At 50.2% G+C, this 16,402-nt stretch carries 14 protein-coding genes; 5 read left to right on the forward strand and 9 right to left on the reverse strand.

Annotation, left to right across the window (positions count from 1 at the left end; all coding sequences use genetic code 11):
- Nucleotides 1–92 precede the first annotated feature (92 nt).
- Nucleotides 93–1,745: a tetratricopeptide repeat protein gene (locus D4L85_RS03170; protein ID WP_119752959.1), complete on the reverse strand. Its 1,653-nt coding sequence runs from the start codon at nt 1,743–1,745 to the stop codon at nt 93–95.
- A gap of 239 nt (nt 1,746–1,984) precedes the next feature.
- Between D4L85_RS03170 and D4L85_RS03175 the strand changes: the two genes are divergently transcribed.
- Both D4L85_RS03175 and D4L85_RS03180 read left to right on the forward strand, forming a co-directional pair.
- Nucleotides 1,985–4,465: an ABC transporter permease gene (locus tag D4L85_RS03175; protein WP_119752960.1), complete on the forward strand. Its 2,481-nt coding sequence runs from the start codon at nt 1,985–1,987 to the stop codon at nt 4,463–4,465.
- Nucleotides 4,466–4,526: 61 nt separating this feature from the next.
- On the forward strand, nt 4,527–4,925 hold the full coding sequence (locus D4L85_RS03180) for an NUDIX hydrolase (protein WP_119752961.1): 399 nt from the start codon (nt 4,527–4,529) through the stop codon (nt 4,923–4,925).
- 5 nt (nt 4,926–4,930) lie between these two features.
- Here the strand turns inward: D4L85_RS03180 and D4L85_RS03185 are convergent, their stop codons facing one another.
- The 3 genes from D4L85_RS03185 to D4L85_RS03195 form a co-directional block, all read right to left on the reverse strand.
- A complete protein-coding gene (locus tag D4L85_RS03185) occupies nt 4,931–6,163 on the reverse strand; it encodes a toxin-antitoxin system YwqK family antitoxin (protein ID WP_160143515.1) in 1,233 nt (410 codons plus the stop codon).
- 63 nt (nt 6,164–6,226) lie between these two features.
- Entirely contained in the window at nt 6,227–6,697 is a 471-nt protein-coding gene (locus D4L85_RS03190) for a DUF1905 domain-containing protein (protein ID WP_119752963.1), read from the reverse strand.
- A 76-nt stretch (nt 6,698–6,773) separates the two neighbouring features.
- Nucleotides 6,774–7,208 (reverse strand): rRNA adenine methyltransferase, encoded by a 435-nt coding sequence (locus D4L85_RS03195; protein WP_228450757.1) that lies wholly within the window; start codon nt 7,206–7,208, stop codon nt 6,774–6,776.
- A 202-nt stretch (nt 7,209–7,410) separates the two neighbouring features.
- On the opposite strand from D4L85_RS03195, the gene D4L85_RS03200 reads away from it, so the two are divergent.
- Entirely contained in the window at nt 7,411–8,049 is a 639-nt protein-coding gene (locus D4L85_RS03200) for a hypothetical protein (RefSeq protein ID WP_119752965.1), read from the forward strand.
- 26 nt (nt 8,050–8,075) lie between these two features.
- Here D4L85_RS03200 and D4L85_RS03205 read toward each other — a convergent pair whose 3' ends face one another.
- Both D4L85_RS03205 and D4L85_RS03210 read right to left on the reverse strand, forming a co-directional pair.
- Nucleotides 8,076–8,480 (reverse strand): DUF302 domain-containing protein, encoded by a 405-nt coding sequence (locus D4L85_RS03205; protein ID WP_119752966.1) that lies wholly within the window; start codon nt 8,478–8,480, stop codon nt 8,076–8,078.
- Nucleotides 8,481–8,553: 73 nt separating this feature from the next.
- Nucleotides 8,554–9,318, reverse strand: a complete 765-nt coding sequence (locus D4L85_RS03210) for an RDD family protein (RefSeq protein ID WP_119758637.1) — start codon at nt 9,316–9,318, stop codon at nt 8,554–8,556.
- 286 nt (nt 9,319–9,604) lie between these two features.
- On the opposite strand from D4L85_RS03210, the gene D4L85_RS03215 reads away from it, so the two are divergent.
- Nucleotides 9,605–10,318, forward strand: a complete 714-nt coding sequence (locus D4L85_RS03215; protein WP_119752967.1) for a hypothetical protein — start codon at nt 9,605–9,607, stop codon at nt 10,316–10,318.
- 75 nt (nt 10,319–10,393) lie between these two features.
- On the opposite strand, the gene D4L85_RS03220 is transcribed toward D4L85_RS03215, so the two are convergent.
- Nucleotides 10,394–11,593, reverse strand: a complete 1,200-nt coding sequence (locus D4L85_RS03220; protein ID WP_119752968.1) for a YdbT family protein — start codon at nt 11,591–11,593, stop codon at nt 10,394–10,396.
- A 240-nt stretch (nt 11,594–11,833) separates the two neighbouring features.
- Between D4L85_RS03220 and D4L85_RS03225 the strand changes: the two genes are divergently transcribed.
- Entirely contained in the window at nt 11,834–13,321 is a 1,488-nt protein-coding gene (locus tag D4L85_RS03225) for a DUF4832 domain-containing protein (RefSeq protein WP_119752969.1), read from the forward strand.
- Nucleotides 13,322–13,329: 8 nt separating this feature from the next.
- Here D4L85_RS03225 and D4L85_RS03230 read toward each other — a convergent pair whose 3' ends face one another.
- Nucleotides 13,330–15,906 carry an ABC transporter permease gene (locus D4L85_RS03230; protein ID WP_228450758.1) on the reverse strand — a complete coding sequence of 859 codons (2,577 nt, stop codon included), beginning with the start codon at nt 15,904–15,906 and terminating at the stop codon, nt 13,330–13,332.
- Nucleotides 15,903–16,232 (reverse strand): PadR family transcriptional regulator, encoded by a 330-nt coding sequence (locus D4L85_RS03240; protein WP_119752972.1) that lies wholly within the window; start codon nt 16,230–16,232, stop codon nt 15,903–15,905. The genes D4L85_RS03230 and D4L85_RS03240 overlap by 4 nt, the downstream gene beginning before the upstream one ends.
- Nucleotides 16,233–16,402: the final 170 nt, after the last annotated feature.

The following is a 16,402-nucleotide window of genomic DNA, read 5'->3' on the forward strand; positions in this document are numbered from 1 at the left end:
TAAAAAAGAGGTTGGCTCGCTTTTGAGTCAGCCTCTTTTCTTTTACAAAAAAATCTCCTGGGCGCCGACGCACCGAAAAATTTTCGCTCTTTTCAAAGGCTCAGGATGAAATTGGAGAGGCTGTCACCCTGGTTTAGCTTCAGCTTTTTGCGCAAGCGATACCGGGAGATCCGGAGGCTATCGGGCGAAATGCCCAGAATGGTGGAGATATCTTTGGAGGGCAGGTTCAGGCGGATCAGGGCGGCCAGGCGCGTGTCGGCCGCGGTGATGTCGGAAGAGAGTTTTTGGAGCTGGTCGAAGAAATTTTGGTGTACTTGCTCGAAAATGTGGCGGAAGTCATCCCAATCCTTGTCCTGCACAAAATTGTGGTCGATGAGCTTGATCAGGTTGGTGATCTTTTTGCGCTGGTCTTTGAGATCTTCCTGCAAGGCCTCCTGGAGCTTGGCCTTGATGTCGTCCATCATTTTGTTTTTGCTGATGATGTGCAGCGTGTGAGCGGCCAGCGATTTGGACCGGTTCTCCAGCGCATGCTGAAGCTGGTGTTCGTGCAGGTGGGCATTTTCCAACTCCACGTGCATGAGCTTTTGCTGCGACTCTTTTAATTCCAGTTGTGATTCTTTCAACTCGATCAGTTCCTTGTCCTGCCGGATCTTCAACCGCTGCCGGCTGATGATGGCTGCCGCCAGCAACAACACCAGCCCAATGCCCGACGCCAACGAGATCTTGACCACTGAATTCAACTGGCGGTCGCTCTCCAATGCACTGATCTCGCCATTCTTTCGCTCCAATTCAAAAAACGTTTGCAACAGCCCCAACTGGCGGCGGGTCTCTTCGCCGTAGATCTCTTCATACAAAGTGCGCCCCTTCTCCAGGTTCGCATAGGCCTCCTGATAAAGACCGGCCTGGTTATAGACTTTGCCCAGATCTTTGTAGGCGCTGGTGGCTTGGTATTTGTCATTGAGGCGCAGGGCGAGGTTGAGCGCTCTGGTAGAAAAGCGAATGGCGGGTTCGTTTTCTCCTTTCTTCCGGTGCACATCGGCGAGGTTGTTCAGGTTCACGATCATCGAGAGACTGTCGCGTGTGAGCTCGTTGAGCCCGAGGGACCGGAGAAAATAATAACGGGCCGTGTCGAGCTGATTCAGGTCTTCATAGATGCTGCCGATGTTTTCGAGAATGATGGACGTTCCCCGCACATCGTTGGCATGTTCATAGTACGACAGCGCCTTGTGTTGGAACTCCAGTGCTTCAGGGTACTGTTGTTTTTTTTCGCTGAGCCGGCCGAGGCTGCCATAGGTGTCGGCGATGCCTTTCAGATTTTCTGAATCCTGGTAGAGCTTTAACGCACGGTTGTGTTTTTCGAGCGCCAGGTCGGGTTGGCGGATGGTGTAGTAGACCAACCCCAGCTGGTTCAGGTTCCGGGCCAGCGCCTCCGTATTTCGCGACAATTCGTATAAAGTTTCTGCCTTGAGCAAGTGGTTAAGGGCCTCTTCATAAAACCCCTGGCGATAAAAAATTTCACCCACCAGGTAGTGACCGTAGGCCGTGCCCTCGGTGTAGCCCTGGTCTTGCGCCCGGCGAAGGGCTTCCTGCGCCCTGACAAAAGCGGAATCGGGCCGGGTGAAAAGCATCGCCTCCGCGCGGCGATACGATGCGTCGATGCTTTGGATGGCGGCATCCTGGGCATGAACATGCAGGGTTAGGATGGTCGTCAGGGCGGTGAGGGCGTAGCGTAATTTGCTTTTCACGGTGTCATGCGATGGATGCCGTAAAAATAGAGGGGCAATGTTTTGTCAGGTTTACCGGAATGTTATGACTGTTAATATGGAGGAGATGATCCGGACGACGCAGATTCGACCCTGCGCACCGCGGTCAGAAACGGACACCCGTCATCATAAGTGAACATGCCAGTGGTAAAAATGGCCTTAAATTTTGGTTTCTGAGGGTGGTATGACGTTTGTCAGTACCTCATCCAAGACCTATACTTATGCTAAAAAATTATGCCCTGCTTTTTTTGCGCAACCTGAGGCGCCAGAAATTATTCTCATCCATCAACCTCTTGGGGCTGTCGGTCAGCATGGCCAGTACGTTACTCATCTACTTGTACGTGCGGCAGGAATTTAGCTTTGACAATTTTCATCCACATAGCGAACGCCTGTATCGCGTCAATCAAACCTTTATCTGGGGCGAGAACCGGAACAGCCAGTTTTCGCGAACCGGCCCGGGTGTGGCCCACGCGCTGCTCGAAGAACTTCCCGAAGTGGAAATGACGACGAGTCTGCATACTCCCGGTGATTTCATTATTTCTTATGTGAAGCCGAACAACGAAGTGGTAACCTTTGAAGAGAACAGAATACTGTCGGCCGACACCAATTTTTTCAAGGTCCTCAACTTCCCCCTGTTGCAGGGCGACGCAGCATCGGCTTTCCGCCAAGCCAACACAATGGTGATGACGCGATCGACCGCCGTGAAATATTTTGGCAACGAAAATCCCATCGGAAAAATGGTGCGCCTGGGGGCTCCGAATACCGACGCCCAACAAACCTATGAAGTGACCGGTGTGATGGAAGACACCCCCGAAAATTCAACGATGCAATTCAACGTGTTGTTATCCTCAAAAGGATTTCCGCTGGAGCGGATGGCATGGAGTTGGGTTTGGACACAACTGGAAACTTTTGTGCTGCTGCGACCCGATGCCAACATCGCTGCCGTGCGCGAAAAACTACAGACCATCCCGCGCAAACGCGCCGAAGAATCGATCAAGGCGGCCATGGGCATGACGTATGATGAATACATTGCTTCGGGAAAAAAGTGGGAACTGTTCCTGCAACCGATCAACACGCTTCACTTACCGGAATATCCCGTTGTCGGATCGTTTCCAGACACCGGCAACATCACGGTGATCTATTCTTTTATCGGCGCCGCCATCTTTATCGTGCTATTGTCGTGCGTCAACTTCATGAACCTCTCTACCGCACAATTCACGCGACGCATCAAGGAAGCCAGCATTCGAAAAATATTGGGGCTGAACAAAAAAGACTTGGGCCTCAGCTATTTCTTTGAAGCGCTCATCTTTTGTCTGCTGGCCCTGGTGGTGGCCATCGTCCTCTCGCAACTCTTGCTTCCGGCGTTCAACTTCATCACCGGCAAACATCTTGCACTTTCATTTTTTGGCGACCTCTGGATGTCGGGCGGATTGCTGGCACTCGCGCTCTTCATGGCCTTGATCTCGTCCAGCTATCCGGCGCTGTTCCTCACCACCTTCAATCCCGTGGAGGCCATCAAAGGAAAATCAAGGGTGGGCCGTGAGGGCAAATCGTTCCGCAATGTGCTGGTGGTATTTCAATTCAGCGTCTCTATTATTCTCATCATTTGCACGGCCGTCGTGTTTCAACAACTGAAATATGTATCCGAAAAAGATATTGGCTTTGACCGGGAAAATCTGTTGGTGTTGCACCATGTGGAACACGCGAACAACCGGGTAAACCTGGCGCATGATGCCGAAAGTGTGCCGGGTGCCGTCAGCGCCACCTGGTGTGCATCGGCGCCACCGTATATCTATGGCGGCGACTCGTTTTCGGCCGAAGGACAAACCGATCTGAAGTTTCCGCTGAACTACACCGGTGGCGATGAAAACTACATTCCCACATTGGGCATCAAAGTAAAGTTCGGCCGGAATTTTGACGCAGGGATCCCCGCCGATTCCAACCGCGTGATCCTCAACGAGAGCGCTGTACGCCGGATTGGCTGGACGCTGGATGAATCCGTCATCGGAAAGAAACTCGCCTATCCCAACAGCGGCGTCGACGCGACCTTTGAGGTCATTGGCGTGGTGGCCGACTTCAACTACTGGAGCCTGGATGGTCCCATCGAACCCCTCGGCATCTTCAACATGAAAAACAAAATGATCGAAGACGACGGCAACGATTTCATGGTCCTGAAAATAGCGCCACAAAACAGCGAGGCCTGGCAAGCCACGCTGGCCGGTCTCCAAAAAGTCTGGAAACAACACGCCGGCGACACGCCCTTCCAATATTCGTTTGTCGACAAGAACTTTGCGGAAACTTTTGCTACCCATGAACAATTCGGAAAAGTGCTGCGCGTGATGGCCTCCCTGGCCATTCTGATCGCCAGTCTGGGTTTGTTGGGAATGATCGTCTATTCACTAGAGCAACGCACCAAAGAGATCGGCATCCGCAAAGTGGTAGGCGCTTCCGTATTCAATATCTTGGTGTTGATATCCTCAGGCTATACCAAACTGATCGCCGTTGCTTTCGTGATCGGGGCGCCGGTATCCTATTGGATGATGGGCATTTGGCTGGAGGATTTTGCTTACGCGATCAAACCATCGGTGTGGATCTTCGTTGTGACAGGGGCTAGCACACTTTTACTGGCCATGGCCATTACCGGCTATCATGCTGTGAAAGCTGCGTTAACAAATCCGGTGGATGTGTTGAAAGATGAATAAAGCTTGCCTCACTTAGCCTTTATATTTTAACTTTCATTCACACATCTGAATTCTGCTATTGATGGAAGTAATCGACAAGCTTGCCTGGATTGAATTAAAAGACAAACAGATCCTATCCACCAGGTCTTTTGGCAAAGACAAGTATTATATCCCCGGCGGCAAACGGGAAGCCGGCGAGTCTGACGTGGACGCTTTGTGCAGGGAAATCCGGGAAGAGCTTTCCGTCCAATTGGATGAAGGAAGTATTGATTTCGTGGGTGTGTTCGAGGCGCAGGCGCATGGCAAGCCGGAGGGCACGATCGTGCGGATGACCTGCTATCGCGCGTCTTACTCCGGCACATTGGCGCCGGCAGCGGAAATAGAGGAAATGCGGTGGCTGCGGTTTGGTGATAAGGACAAAGTTGCCCCCGTCGATATTTTGATCTTTGATTTTTTAAAAGAACGGGATTTGATGGCGTGATATGACTACGGCTTATCGGGCGCCAGAGCATCCTTCAAAAAAGAAGAAACCGTATCAGGTTCTGCACCGGGCTCCCGCTTTGCATAGGTGACGGACTTAACGAGTTTCCCATTTCTTTCAAAGGTCTTTTCATATCGTCTGGCCCGTTCGAAATCGCCATCGTAAAAAATTTCTGTCTTTAATCGGCCATTGTCATAATACTCCCTGGCAATACTGTCGGGCTGGTTGTCAAAATAGTATTCCTCGAGTTGAAGCTTTCCGTTTTCGTGATACGTCTTGTGAGCACCAGACAACACCCCTAGGTCGAGGTCCAAACCTTTGGATATCGTCTTCACGATGTTTCCGCTGAGCTGGATAATGTCCAATGGTGTCAGATGGTCTTTATAGGAGAGCTCTTCCCGCAACACGCCGCTGGAATCATACAATCTATTGACGCCGATCAAGTAATCATTCTCGTAGGTCGATTCGCGCGCAAGCACCCCGTTGCGATAGAAGATTTTGAACAAACCATATTTCCGGCCTTCTCTGAAATCATATTCCTTTTCAAGTTTCCCATTGGCAAAGTATCGCCTCGCTTTGCCATGGAACAAGCCATTCTTCATCTCCGTGCTTGCCGAAAGGGTATTATTAGCGCTCCAGACGTTCAAAACGCCATTGCCTTCCACCACAGCATGCTCGTCTAGCTTCTTTCCGGTACTGTCATAACTTGCAACGCTCTGCCACAGCCTGTCATCTTTATAAATAAATATAGCTTCGACTTTTCTGTTTTTATGGTAGAGTCGCTCCTCTCCATCACGCTGGCCGTTCCTATAATTCGCTTCCATAGAAATCATTCCTGTCGAATTGTATAAAGTCGCTTTACCCTCGAGGGCGCCATTTGACCAGTTCTTAACATGAAACAAAATTCCGCGCTCGGTATACGACCTGCTCTCCCCTTGCAAGACACCCTGTTCATAATGTTCTTCTTTCTCAATTTTTCCATTGGGATAATACATCCGCATAAAACCATGCCGTTGCTTAATTTCATTTCCGTTGCTGGCTTTTGTGAGAACATACTCGTACTCGAGAACTTTATATTCCTTGCCTTCCGGGTCGTTTACATACTCCGCTTGGATCTCAACCTTTCCGCCACATGCCGTCAGCAGTACAATCAGGATCAGGGATGGAGCTAACAGGGGTTTCATAAAGGCACCAAAAGTAATGTTATGTAATCTTATGTTTATTTGTACAAAAATCAAACATCGTAGTCCTTTGGGCTACAGCATTGTAGGCATACACGTAATTCGCTGCACCCTACTTTCTCAGGGTATCCGAATGTTCTTCTCACCCGCCTTTAGCTTTTCAATTATCTTTCCGGCGTGCTTCATCAGAGTTTCTTCTCTTGTAACAAAGCTCAGGTATTTCAGGATGTCCTGTTGCCGGGCTGGGGTGAGGGCGTTGAAATCTTTCAGTACTTTGTGTCGCTGCAGCTGCCGGCGGAAAACCGGTGACATGGTGTACTGCTTTTTTATTTTGTGCAGGTCTTGGGTGATCACAAAGTTGGCCGTTTCACCTACGGAAGCATTTGCTCCTTTCAAGGTGGGTGCGTTCACAAAGAGCCGGTAGGGATTGTCCTTCACGGGTACCAATGTTTTGGTGAAAGCAAAGCCGTTGACAGTGCCCTTTACGTGGATTCTCCCCTTGGGGGATTTCATCTTGCGAGTGATGGTATCGGGAACATCGGCGCAGGTGTTGATGCCGGTTTTGTAGAGGGTTGCTTTGAATTTGGGCATAGGTTCTATCAGTTTTCACCGCAAAGTCGCAGAGGCGCAATGTCAACGCAAAGAAATGCAGGGGCTTCGCGACGCTTCACCGATTCGTTGTTCTTGCTATTCCGGCTGCTATCCCTGCGCGTATCATTCCGCCGTAGCCATCGTCATTCAGGAATTGGGTATAAAAGAGGGCTGTTTCGTAATTGTCCCGGGCGAGAATGAATTCTTGCAGGTCTTCGTAGTCTTTGGCGATGTTGAGATAGAGCGAGGGATAGGCGCCTTTCACCTGGACGTCGGGCACACGTTGTGCGTGGTCGAGGGCGGTTTTGTCCCACTGGAGTTTGCCTGATACTCCAGGTTGGTGGCGGGCCACGTAATGGGCAGCGATGAATTTTTCAAGATCGGTGGTGGCCTCATCCCAGGCCTGCCGGAAAATCACTGCGGCAACCTCTCCCCGGCCCTCCCCTTCCAGGGTCATGCCTTGAGCACAGCGTTGGATGGTCTTGTTCTGAGGGTCGTAAAGCATTTGCATTAGGTCTCAAGATACAAATTACCGAATAAGCTTTTGACTGCCGGAACGAGATCCTGACAGCGATCGAGATGCCCGGCAAGCTTCTATTTTTAAAAGCCGACAGAAAAATGGGAATTGAACGGAAAACGAGCGCGAAATGGACACCGATTTTTTCCCTGGCCGCCAAATCTTTGCGTTCATATAAGTCTTAAAGCATAAAACTATGAATGCAAAATTCTCCATTCTTCTATTGATCCTTACACTGTCACTCACCGGCAACGCACAATCGACGAAGACCTATGATCTCCAAAAGCTTCTTAAAGAAAAGCAGCTCACCTTAATTCCTCCAAAACCGTACCCCATCACCGACGGCGACAAAAAGGGCGTAACCCTGGCCGGGGTTGCCTGGTTGAACGGAGTGGACTTTTCAACAGGGACCATTGAAGTCGACCTCCGGGGTCTTGATGTGCTTCAAAGGAGTTTTCTGGGAATCGCATTCCATGCCGTCGACAGCAACACCTATGATATCGTCTATTTCCGGCCGTTTAATTTTCAACATCCGGATCCCATCCGGAAAATTCACGCCGTTCAGTATATGGCCATGCCCGATTTTCCTTGGAATAAACTGAGAGATGAGCACAACGGCGTTTATGAAAAAGGCATCGACCCCGCACCAAAAGCCACGGACTGGTTCCATGCAAAGATCGAAGTGACGGAAGACGAGATCAGGGTATATGTAAATAATGCAGCGACGCCTTCCCTGAAGGTGAAAAAGCTGAATACCCGAAAGAGCGGAAAAATAGGATTGTGGAACGATGCACTGGAGGGCGATTTTGCAAACCTGACCATCCGCACACCTTAGTGCAAAAGATCAAGGAGTTGTGCCGGTCACAGCTCCTTCTTTTTTGTTGCTGCGTTGCAAACCATGGTCATCCCGTCTTCGATGGCTTTTACCACGACGGCGCTTTTATCCGTCAACCCATGCCGTTGTGAAATCCACTGGACCTCGTTATAGGTGAGCCATACCTTTCCATTCTCGTCTTCCCACGCCAGGGCCTTCATCGGGAGGTCGAGTCCCGCGGTTTGTTTGTCCTGCATCAGCACGGTACCTGCTTTGGGGTTTCCAAAAATTATTACTTCTGTCGGCCGAAGTGGAAGGCCGACCTCATCTGCATTCGCGGCGTGATCAATACAAATAAAAACGGTGAGGCCGTGGGATGACACCAGGGCCGCAAGCCGGTCGAGGGTTTCTTTTACTGAAAAGTCACTGAGAATATTTTTTAGACCCGACATTTGCCATTCAATGTTTGATGCGTACCCAAGACATTCTTCACGTCAGCTTTTTACACCTGTGCTTGACTGATCCTTACTCTTTACTGAACTCGACCAGCTTCCATTCTTCATGCGGTTCTTTTGTCAGAAAGACATTAACGGTGATATCTTTTTTATTACCCGTTACGTTGATCTCCAATTGTGCTTCCCCCCTTCCATTAACAATACTTATATTTCCTTTGGGCATCATTCCATAACCCTTGATTCCTCCGGTCTCCTCCAGGATCTCCTCATTGTGCTCTATTTCCTTCACGGCTATTTTGTAAGCGTCGGAATTTTTCAGGGCATTCCCGGCAAATAAAAATGAAAAGACGAAGAAAGCGAGTCCCACGCCTACCAAGGCCAACACCCGCGGAAGCTTCGCCGCCTTATTGGGATTTTTAACAACAACGGTCTTCATGGATTTATCGCCCAATCGCTTTTTTTCCGGACTGACGGCGAGCGCGATAAACTCGACCGGCCACAGGATAAGAAACAGATTGCGGATTGCCAATCTTCCCGGTGAAGGAACTTCCTGAGGATTGTCCGCATCCCTGACCATAATACCCATGATCCATCTACCTGCGCTAATGCCCCGTATAGAATCCTTTGCGAAGTAGAGAAGAAATCCGGGAACTCCGACCAACCACAGGGTGGTCATGAATTTCGAGAAATTGTCGTTGTCCATAAAACCTGGCCCGAGGATCAAGAAAATAAGCGCTACCATTAAAAACGTTATCACGAAATGGTCAATCAAAAAAGCGGCAATTCTCCTTTTCCGGCTGGAGACAGTCAGAACTTGTACGGGTTCGATGTTCATTTTTTCTGGTTTAATTTTATGCTGACATGCAACGGATGCCACAGAGGGCGTTTGGCGTGACCGGCTACTGTCGTGATTCGAAATGTACTGATTTTCCTTTACGGTTGCTATTCTTATTTGTACTCTCATCGGAGCGGAACGGCGCACCCGGTAAATAATTTTATACATCCGAAGGATAGGAATAGACAGCGACCCCTATTATCTTAGATCAATAGCTATCCAAGGCCACCCACCTGCGGGCCGTGGACGCATTCTCCGTTTAGGCAACATTCTAACCCCCAAAAATATGGTCTCCATTTCGGCCGACGAGTTTAGAGCGCTGATGATCGCTGGTGGCATCATCGAAAACAAGAAAGTTAGCGAACCAGTAAACACGATGTTTACAACCTTTGAACGTCCGTTTACCATCAAGAACTGTAAATTGGTGTCGCTTCTTTTTAACGATTGCCCCTTGCATTCCATCGCCATCGAAGGCAACACCCACATCGATATCGTTACACTGGCCGGTGCGCAAACCAATTTCAATTCCTTCACCACAGACGCCTCCCCGGTGATTACAACCCTCAATATTGGCGGCGCGGGTAACGCGCAAACGGTAGCCATTCATTGCAAGGTACGCGACCTCACGTTTGAAGAGTGCTCCATCCGTGCCATCACGACAAACGCCACACAGAAAATGGCTACGCTGTCGTTGAAGCGAAATGTCGATTTCAATACGTTTCACCTGACGGGCCTCTATGGAACGGTTCAACTTGATTTTTCGAGTGGCGCTGAACTTACTTGCAAGGATACCCAGATCACCCACATCAGTGCCATATCGACAATCATTCAAGCCTATCATTTTACCGATCACGAGGGGACGTCATTGAGCTTCGACTCGTTGTCATTCAAGAAGGCCCGCTCCATGGCATTTGTAAATTCATCTTTTTTAAAGATCCGGGTTGAGGGCGATCAAAACCGTTTGTTCCAAAATCTAACGGTTACGTTGACTGGGAATTGATCGCTGTGCGGAAATGCTTTCGTGCATCCATTGATTGGCCTTTCATCACCCGAAGAACGCCTATTGGCCGTGGGGTCATGGGTTGGCTTTTGCCCCCGGGATCTTATCGCCGGCAATGAAAAACCAGGGGATGCCGAATTTTCCTTTCATGCGGTACAGGCTTACCGATTCACCAGGCTCAACGCTGCGATAGAAACGCGAAGATACTTTGGCGTCCTTCTGTTCTTTTTGCCCGCCCCAGGGTTCCAAGGTTAGATAATAGGTTCTGGTCTTCCCACTGCTGACATGTTTCCTCACAATTTTGACGGTGAAAATCTCCGGCGTCGAGGTATCGAGCAAGCCATTCAACGCGACTGCCGTGCCAAAGCTATAGGCCATCAACACAACCACAATGAAGATCGACGTAAAGATCTCGCTGCCTGTTCTAAATTTTAGTTCCGAATTTTTAAAGACAATCAGCACAATGAGGAGGGCCGTGATGGCGCCGGTCAATATCCACGCCTGACGAAAGTCCAGCACGTTAAAATCCATCAGCGTCCTCACCATAACGCTCGCACCGGTAAAAATAATCGCATAAAAAACTGTCGGGTAGGCGGAATTCTTTTTCTCATCCAGTCGTATGAGGCCATTCGAAAGCTTGGACGCGAGCAAGGCGATCATGAACATTGCTATGGCGGCTGTCATGGACCACAAATTGGGCCCTGGCAAAAAGAATGCTACGACAGCTGCAATCCCACCAAAGACATTCACGGTGAGCGCCAGACGGCGTGCCCGTTGCAGCCTTTCCCCGCGCTGTTCCTCCGACCATCCGAACTCCGGATTGGCGAGTATTTCATTTTGCTCTTGTTGGATGGTCACCTCGTCCAGGTTGGGGTACCGCTGACTTAACCAATCGACAATGTCGTCTGTGGATCCAAAATAGGTACTCACCCGGATGCGTTTTTTGTTTTCCGTCGTGGGTTCAATAAAGATGTAGTTTTCATCCACGGAAAACCCGCGGATCTCATCCAGGTTCAAAGCGCGTTTAAAAAATGTACCGGTCGTATAAACCCTGTCCGTCGCAATCACGAAGGTATCTTTTTTAACCTCCCCAATGAAAAAGATCGACACCGCGATGCCCGTCAACGCCCCACCGATCTTAAGCCAATACACTACTTCATCGGGATTCCCTTCGGCTAATACGCTCGCCATAGCCCAACCCAATCCAGCAATGGCCAGAAACAAAAAGATGTAGATAAAAATGGCCCATCCTTTGGCCAGGCGATAGATTCTCATAGGTCTGTGTAACGGAAATAAATGGAACTTATTCGGAGATCAAGATAGTGGAAATAAAAACTTTTCAAAAAGTTCGATGTGTTGATCCGAGACGCGTTGATCATGTCATTTTAAAAATCCAGGAGTGATATACCCTTCGGAACCGGTGTTGTCCCGTTCAAATGACCGTCCGTAAAAACCAATGCATTTTTGTCATCATAAAATATCAACTTTCCTATCGATCCAATAGCCCAACGATCTATGAGCCGAACACTCTGCTTTGCCTTGCTAGTTATTATGGGGTGCCAGTCCACGCCACAGGAGATCACCGTCACCTACCAGGAGTCTGCCGAAGACTTCCCCAACCCCGAGCGCGGATTCTATCACCCCACCAATGCGCTCGCGAGCAAGTTCGAGCCATTGTCGGAAGGCGTTTTGAAAGGCTACCGGTCACCCACACGCAAAGGCAAAGCCGAATACGATGTGGTGAGCACGCTGATCTACCGGGATTTCGTTTTGGACAATTTCACCACCCAGCCCTTAAGCGAGGACTTCCTCACGCAAATAAAAACCGATTTCAGCACAGCGCGCACCGCCGGCGTGAAGCTGATCCCGCGATTCACGTATATCGTCAAAACAAAAAAAGGGAACTGCCCGGATGTTTCCATCTGCCCGCCTTATGGTGACGCACCAAAAAATATCGTACTGGGCCACATCGCCCAACTCAAACCTGTTCTCCATGAGAATGCCGACGTGATCGCCTTTGTGCAAATGGGCTTTATCGGAATCTGGGGAGAAAATTATTACACCGATTATTTCGGCGATGCCTCCAACAACAACCATCAAAAGAAATTGCTCGACGCCAACTGGCAGGACCGCATTGACGTGTTGAAAGCCCTACTCGATGCCACACCCCCCGAGCTCATGGTACAGGTTCGAACACCCCAGATCAAACAACGACAGGTCTATGGCATCCAGGCGCCCGTCACCTCCGAGCCCCTCACAGAAAATGAGGCCTTCAACGGAACCGACAAAGCCCGCATCGGTTTCCACAACGACTGCTTCATCTCCAGCCCCGACGACTATGGAACCTTCGACGACTACGGCAATTCCGCCACACCCCGCAAATCCGAAACCGCGACGCTTCGAAAATATTTTGCCGCCGACAGCCGGTTTGTCGTTGTTGGCGGCGAAACCTGCAGCGACGACTACAGTCCCGAAAATGACTGCGGCCCCGCCGGACATGCAGAACAGGAGATGAAAGACATGCACTACACTTACCTGAACACCAGCTACAACAATGACGTGAACAACGATTGGGTGACGGGTGGATGTATGGAAAGCATTAAGAGAAATCTGGGCTATCGGTTCGTACTAAAAACGGGAGTTTATCCTTCTGCCGTATCGGATTCTTTGAAAGTGAAATTGTCGCTGGAAAATGTCGGCTATGCTTCCCCCGTCAACGCCCGGCCGGTGGAATTGATCCTCAGGAATGTGGATGACAAATCTGTCCACACCTTTACGTTTCGCACGGATATTCGAAAATGGTACAGTGGCAATGTGGCGCTGATCGGAAGCTTTTCGGTTAGTACAATACCTGCGGGCTCATACGAGCTATTGCTGAATTTCCCTGACGCTCATAGCGCGTTAGCAAAGCGCGCGGAGTATTCGATCAGGCTGTCCAATCATGAGGTCTGGGAAGCTGAGACAGGGTTCAACAAGCTCAACTTCAGGATCAAAGTGAAGTAGCCATCCCGTTACTCTCCACTACGCAACGTCTTTGCCGGGCTCGCCTTGGCCGCCCGCCACGTCTGCAACGCCACGGTGAACCAAGCCACCATCAACGCTGCTAAGCCGGCGCTAGCAAAAAACCACCATTGTAAGTTGATCTTATACGCAAACCCATCAAGCCACTGCTTACTGATAACGTAACTAACCGGAAAAGAAATAACAATCGCCACCAGCACCATCCGCGTAAAATCCCGCATCAGCAAAAACACGACGCCAACATTGGTTGCACCGTGAATCTTGCGAATGCCAATCTCCTTAAGCCTGCGCTCTGCCGTGAATGCCGCGAGTCCAAGGAGTCCCAAGCTGGAGATCAGAATCGCCAGGCCGGCAAAATATTTAGAAAGCGTAGCCACGCGTTGTTCAGCAACATACTGTGCCTGATAATCCTGATCAAGAAAACGATAGCTCAGAAGAAAACCAGGGTTGTATTCCTTATGAAATTTCTCAAGACGCGCGATAACGTCTGCCTCCTTGCCGGCCTCCACTTTCATCATCACCATAAACGTTCCGTCGGGAGCGAGGTTAAAAAAGAGCGGTTTCACTTTCTCATGGAACGACCGGAAATGAAAATCTTTTACCACACCTACAATGGTGCGGGGCTTGCCCCAGAGGGTTACCGTCTTGCCGATGGGATCTTGCATGTCCATAGCGGCGATGGCGGCTTCGTTAAAGATGATGTTGGTATCTTCGGTGCCAAAGCGGGGTGAGTAGTAGCGGCCGGCCAGCAATTGCACCTCCAGCATCTCGATCATGCCATAGTTCACTCTCACGTTCTCCATCTCCACCACCAGGTCGGGATCTTTGCCTTCCCATTGCATGGAGCTGGTGCTGCTGCCGGCGCCAAATTCCATCAGGCTATGGCCGATGCTGGAGGCGTCGGTCACACCGGGAAAATTCTTGACCGTGGCGATAACCGTCTCCAGGTTTTGGGTGACCTTGCCCTGTCCCTCGAAGTACAACAAGTGATCCTTGTTATAGCCGAGGTTCTTGGTTTGTGTATACTGCATCTGCTCATACACGACCCACACCGACACGATGAGCACGACGGAACATACAAATTGAAACACCACCAATCCGCGGCGCACCCATAGTTCGCTCCACGATCCATGAAGTTGGCCTTTCAGTATTGCCACGGGGTTGAACCCGGAAAGATACAAGGCGGGATAGCTGCCGGCCACCCATCCTGCAAAAACGGCAAGGCCCGCCAGCGACAACAGCGTGGAGTAGTCGGTAGGTACCGTCAATGTTTTTCCCGTGATGAGATTAAACTGTGGCAACAGCAAAATAACCAGCAGAAACGCACACGCCATCGAGAGCAATGCCATGAGCATGGATTCCCCCAGGTATTGGATGATCAGTGCACGCCGGCTTGCGCCCATGGCCTTCTTCGTTCCGATCTCTTTTATGCGGCGCGATGCACGGGCGGTAGACAAATTCATGAAGTTGATACACGCAATGAGCAAGATAAAAAATGCGATGATCGAAAACATGCGCACATACTCGATCCGACCGCCGGCTTCCACGCCGTTCACGAACCGTCCGTGCAAGTAAAGATGAGCATAGGGAGTGGCAAACACGGTGGTGCCTTTCTCTCCACCATGATCCTTGACAAAGTTGACGATCTTGGCCGAGAATGCCTCCACGGTGGCTCCCTCTCGCAACACCACGAAAGTCGACGGAGCGTTGTTCGTCCACTGCAGGGTCCACGGGTGAGCTTCCTTCATTTCGTCTGTGGTGAGCAAAAAGTCATACTGCTGTGTGGATTGTGCAGGCATTTTTTTGAACACGCCCGACACATTGAATAGCTTTTCATGCTGCCAGGTCACGGTCTTGCCCAGCACATTTTCGGCCGTGCCAAACAAGCGTATCGCCATCTCGTCGGAGAGGACAATTGATTTTTTATCAGTCAGCACTTTGTTCGGATCGCCTTGCAGCAGCGGGAACGAAAAGATCTTAAAATAATCCTTGCCTGCATAAACACCTGTACCCTGCATGTTGTGGTCGTCGACGGAGAGCACGTATTTATCGGTCCAGGATACCGTGGTAGCATACGCCACTTCGGGAAGCTCTTGCGCCATGGTCTCGGCTAGCATTCCGGGTGTGCCGCTCTGTACGGTGATCTGCCCGTTGTCTACCTGACGCTCCATCACCTCCACCAGGCGATCGCCGGCGGCATGCAGATGGTCGACCTTCAATTCGTCGCTCACCCAAAGATAGATCAGTATGGTGCACGCCAACCCTGACGACAATCCGACCAGGTTGATAAAGAAGGAACTCTTGTATTTCAAAAAATTCCGGTAGGTGATGGTGACGTTGTGGCGGAACATAGCGCGGGCATTTTGGTGAACATTGAATTTAAAGGCACGCAGGAACTGCGGCCGCAGATACTTACAAACACTCCATATAAAACTCCACCGGGCCCGACGGGGCGAGAAGACAGACTGTTTTTCAAAAACCTCGATAAGATCGCCTTCGATCTCCTCGAGATAGTCTTCACGGCAAAACCACCGCAGGAATTGTAGTGCTCGTTTCGGAGGTTTCATTTGCTAAAGGATATATCGGGGATCAGGCTATAGATGCTGTTGCGCAGGGCGTATTGGTGATCCAATGCCCGCTTGCCCAGGGCGGTCATGACGTAGTATTTTTTTCTACGGCCTCCCCGATCTTCGGTGATGCCGCCAAAGCGCGACCGCACCAGCCCTTTGTCTTCCATGCGTTTGAGGGCGACGTGCACGGCGCTGATGTTGAGCTTCTTTTTGAGGTGGCCTTCCAGGTTTTCGAGCACGGCCACGCCATAGGCCTCGTCGTGGAGGGCGCCAACCATCAACAAGACCAATTCTTCAAATTCTCCGAGCGATGGAGTTTTCATAGCGATCTATTTACTTAACGAATGTGAAATAAATAGATTATTTTCACTTTTGCTATAGAAATAGATTTAATTTTTTGGCCTGCGGATTGATGCTGGATTCCACGCGGCTGAGCCTGTTCACAGCCGCCAGTGAATCCGGATTCGAACGAAAGGATGATATGATCGTCTTT

It is taken from the genome of Chryseolinea soli (assembly GCF_003589925.1).
Lineage (GTDB): Bacteria > Bacteroidota > Bacteroidia > Cytophagales > Cyclobacteriaceae > Chryseolinea > Chryseolinea soli.

Coding starts and splice junctions, on each gene's coding strand:
- D4L85_RS03200 (WP_119752965.1), top strand. CDS start 7,411: ATGAATGCAAAATTCTCCATTCTTCTATTGATCCTTACACTGTCACTC.
- D4L85_RS03230 (WP_228450758.1), bottom strand. CDS start 15,906: ATGAAACCTCCGAAACGAGCACTACAATTCCTGCGGTGGTTTTGCCGT.
- D4L85_RS03215 (WP_119752967.1), top strand. CDS start 9,605: ATGGTCTCCATTTCGGCCGACGAGTTTAGAGCGCTGATGATCGCTGGT.
- D4L85_RS03240 (WP_119752972.1), bottom strand. CDS start 16,232: ATGAAAACTCCATCGCTCGGAGAATTTGAAGAATTGGTCTTGTTGATG.
- D4L85_RS03225 (WP_119752969.1), top strand. CDS start 11,834: ATGAGCCGAACACTCTGCTTTGCCTTGCTAGTTATTATGGGGTGCCAG.
- D4L85_RS03210 (WP_119758637.1), bottom strand. CDS start 9,318: ATGAACATCGAACCCGTACAAGTTCTGACTGTCTCCAGCCGGAAAAGG.
- D4L85_RS03220 (WP_119752968.1), bottom strand. CDS start 11,593: ATGAGAATCTATCGCCTGGCCAAAGGATGGGCCATTTTTATCTACATC.
- D4L85_RS03175 (WP_119752960.1), top strand. CDS start 1,985: ATGCTAAAAAATTATGCCCTGCTTTTTTTGCGCAACCTGAGGCGCCAG.
- D4L85_RS03190 (WP_119752963.1), bottom strand. CDS start 6,697: ATGCCCAAATTCAAAGCAACCCTCTACAAAACCGGCATCAACACCTGC.
- D4L85_RS03205 (WP_119752966.1), bottom strand. CDS start 8,480: ATGTCGGGTCTAAAAAATATTCTCAGTGACTTTTCAGTAAAAGAAACC.
- D4L85_RS03180 (WP_119752961.1), top strand. CDS start 4,527: ATGGAAGTAATCGACAAGCTTGCCTGGATTGAATTAAAAGACAAACAG.
- D4L85_RS03195 (WP_228450757.1), bottom strand. CDS start 7,208: ATGCAAATGCTTTACGACCCTCAGAACAAGACCATCCAACGCTGTGCT.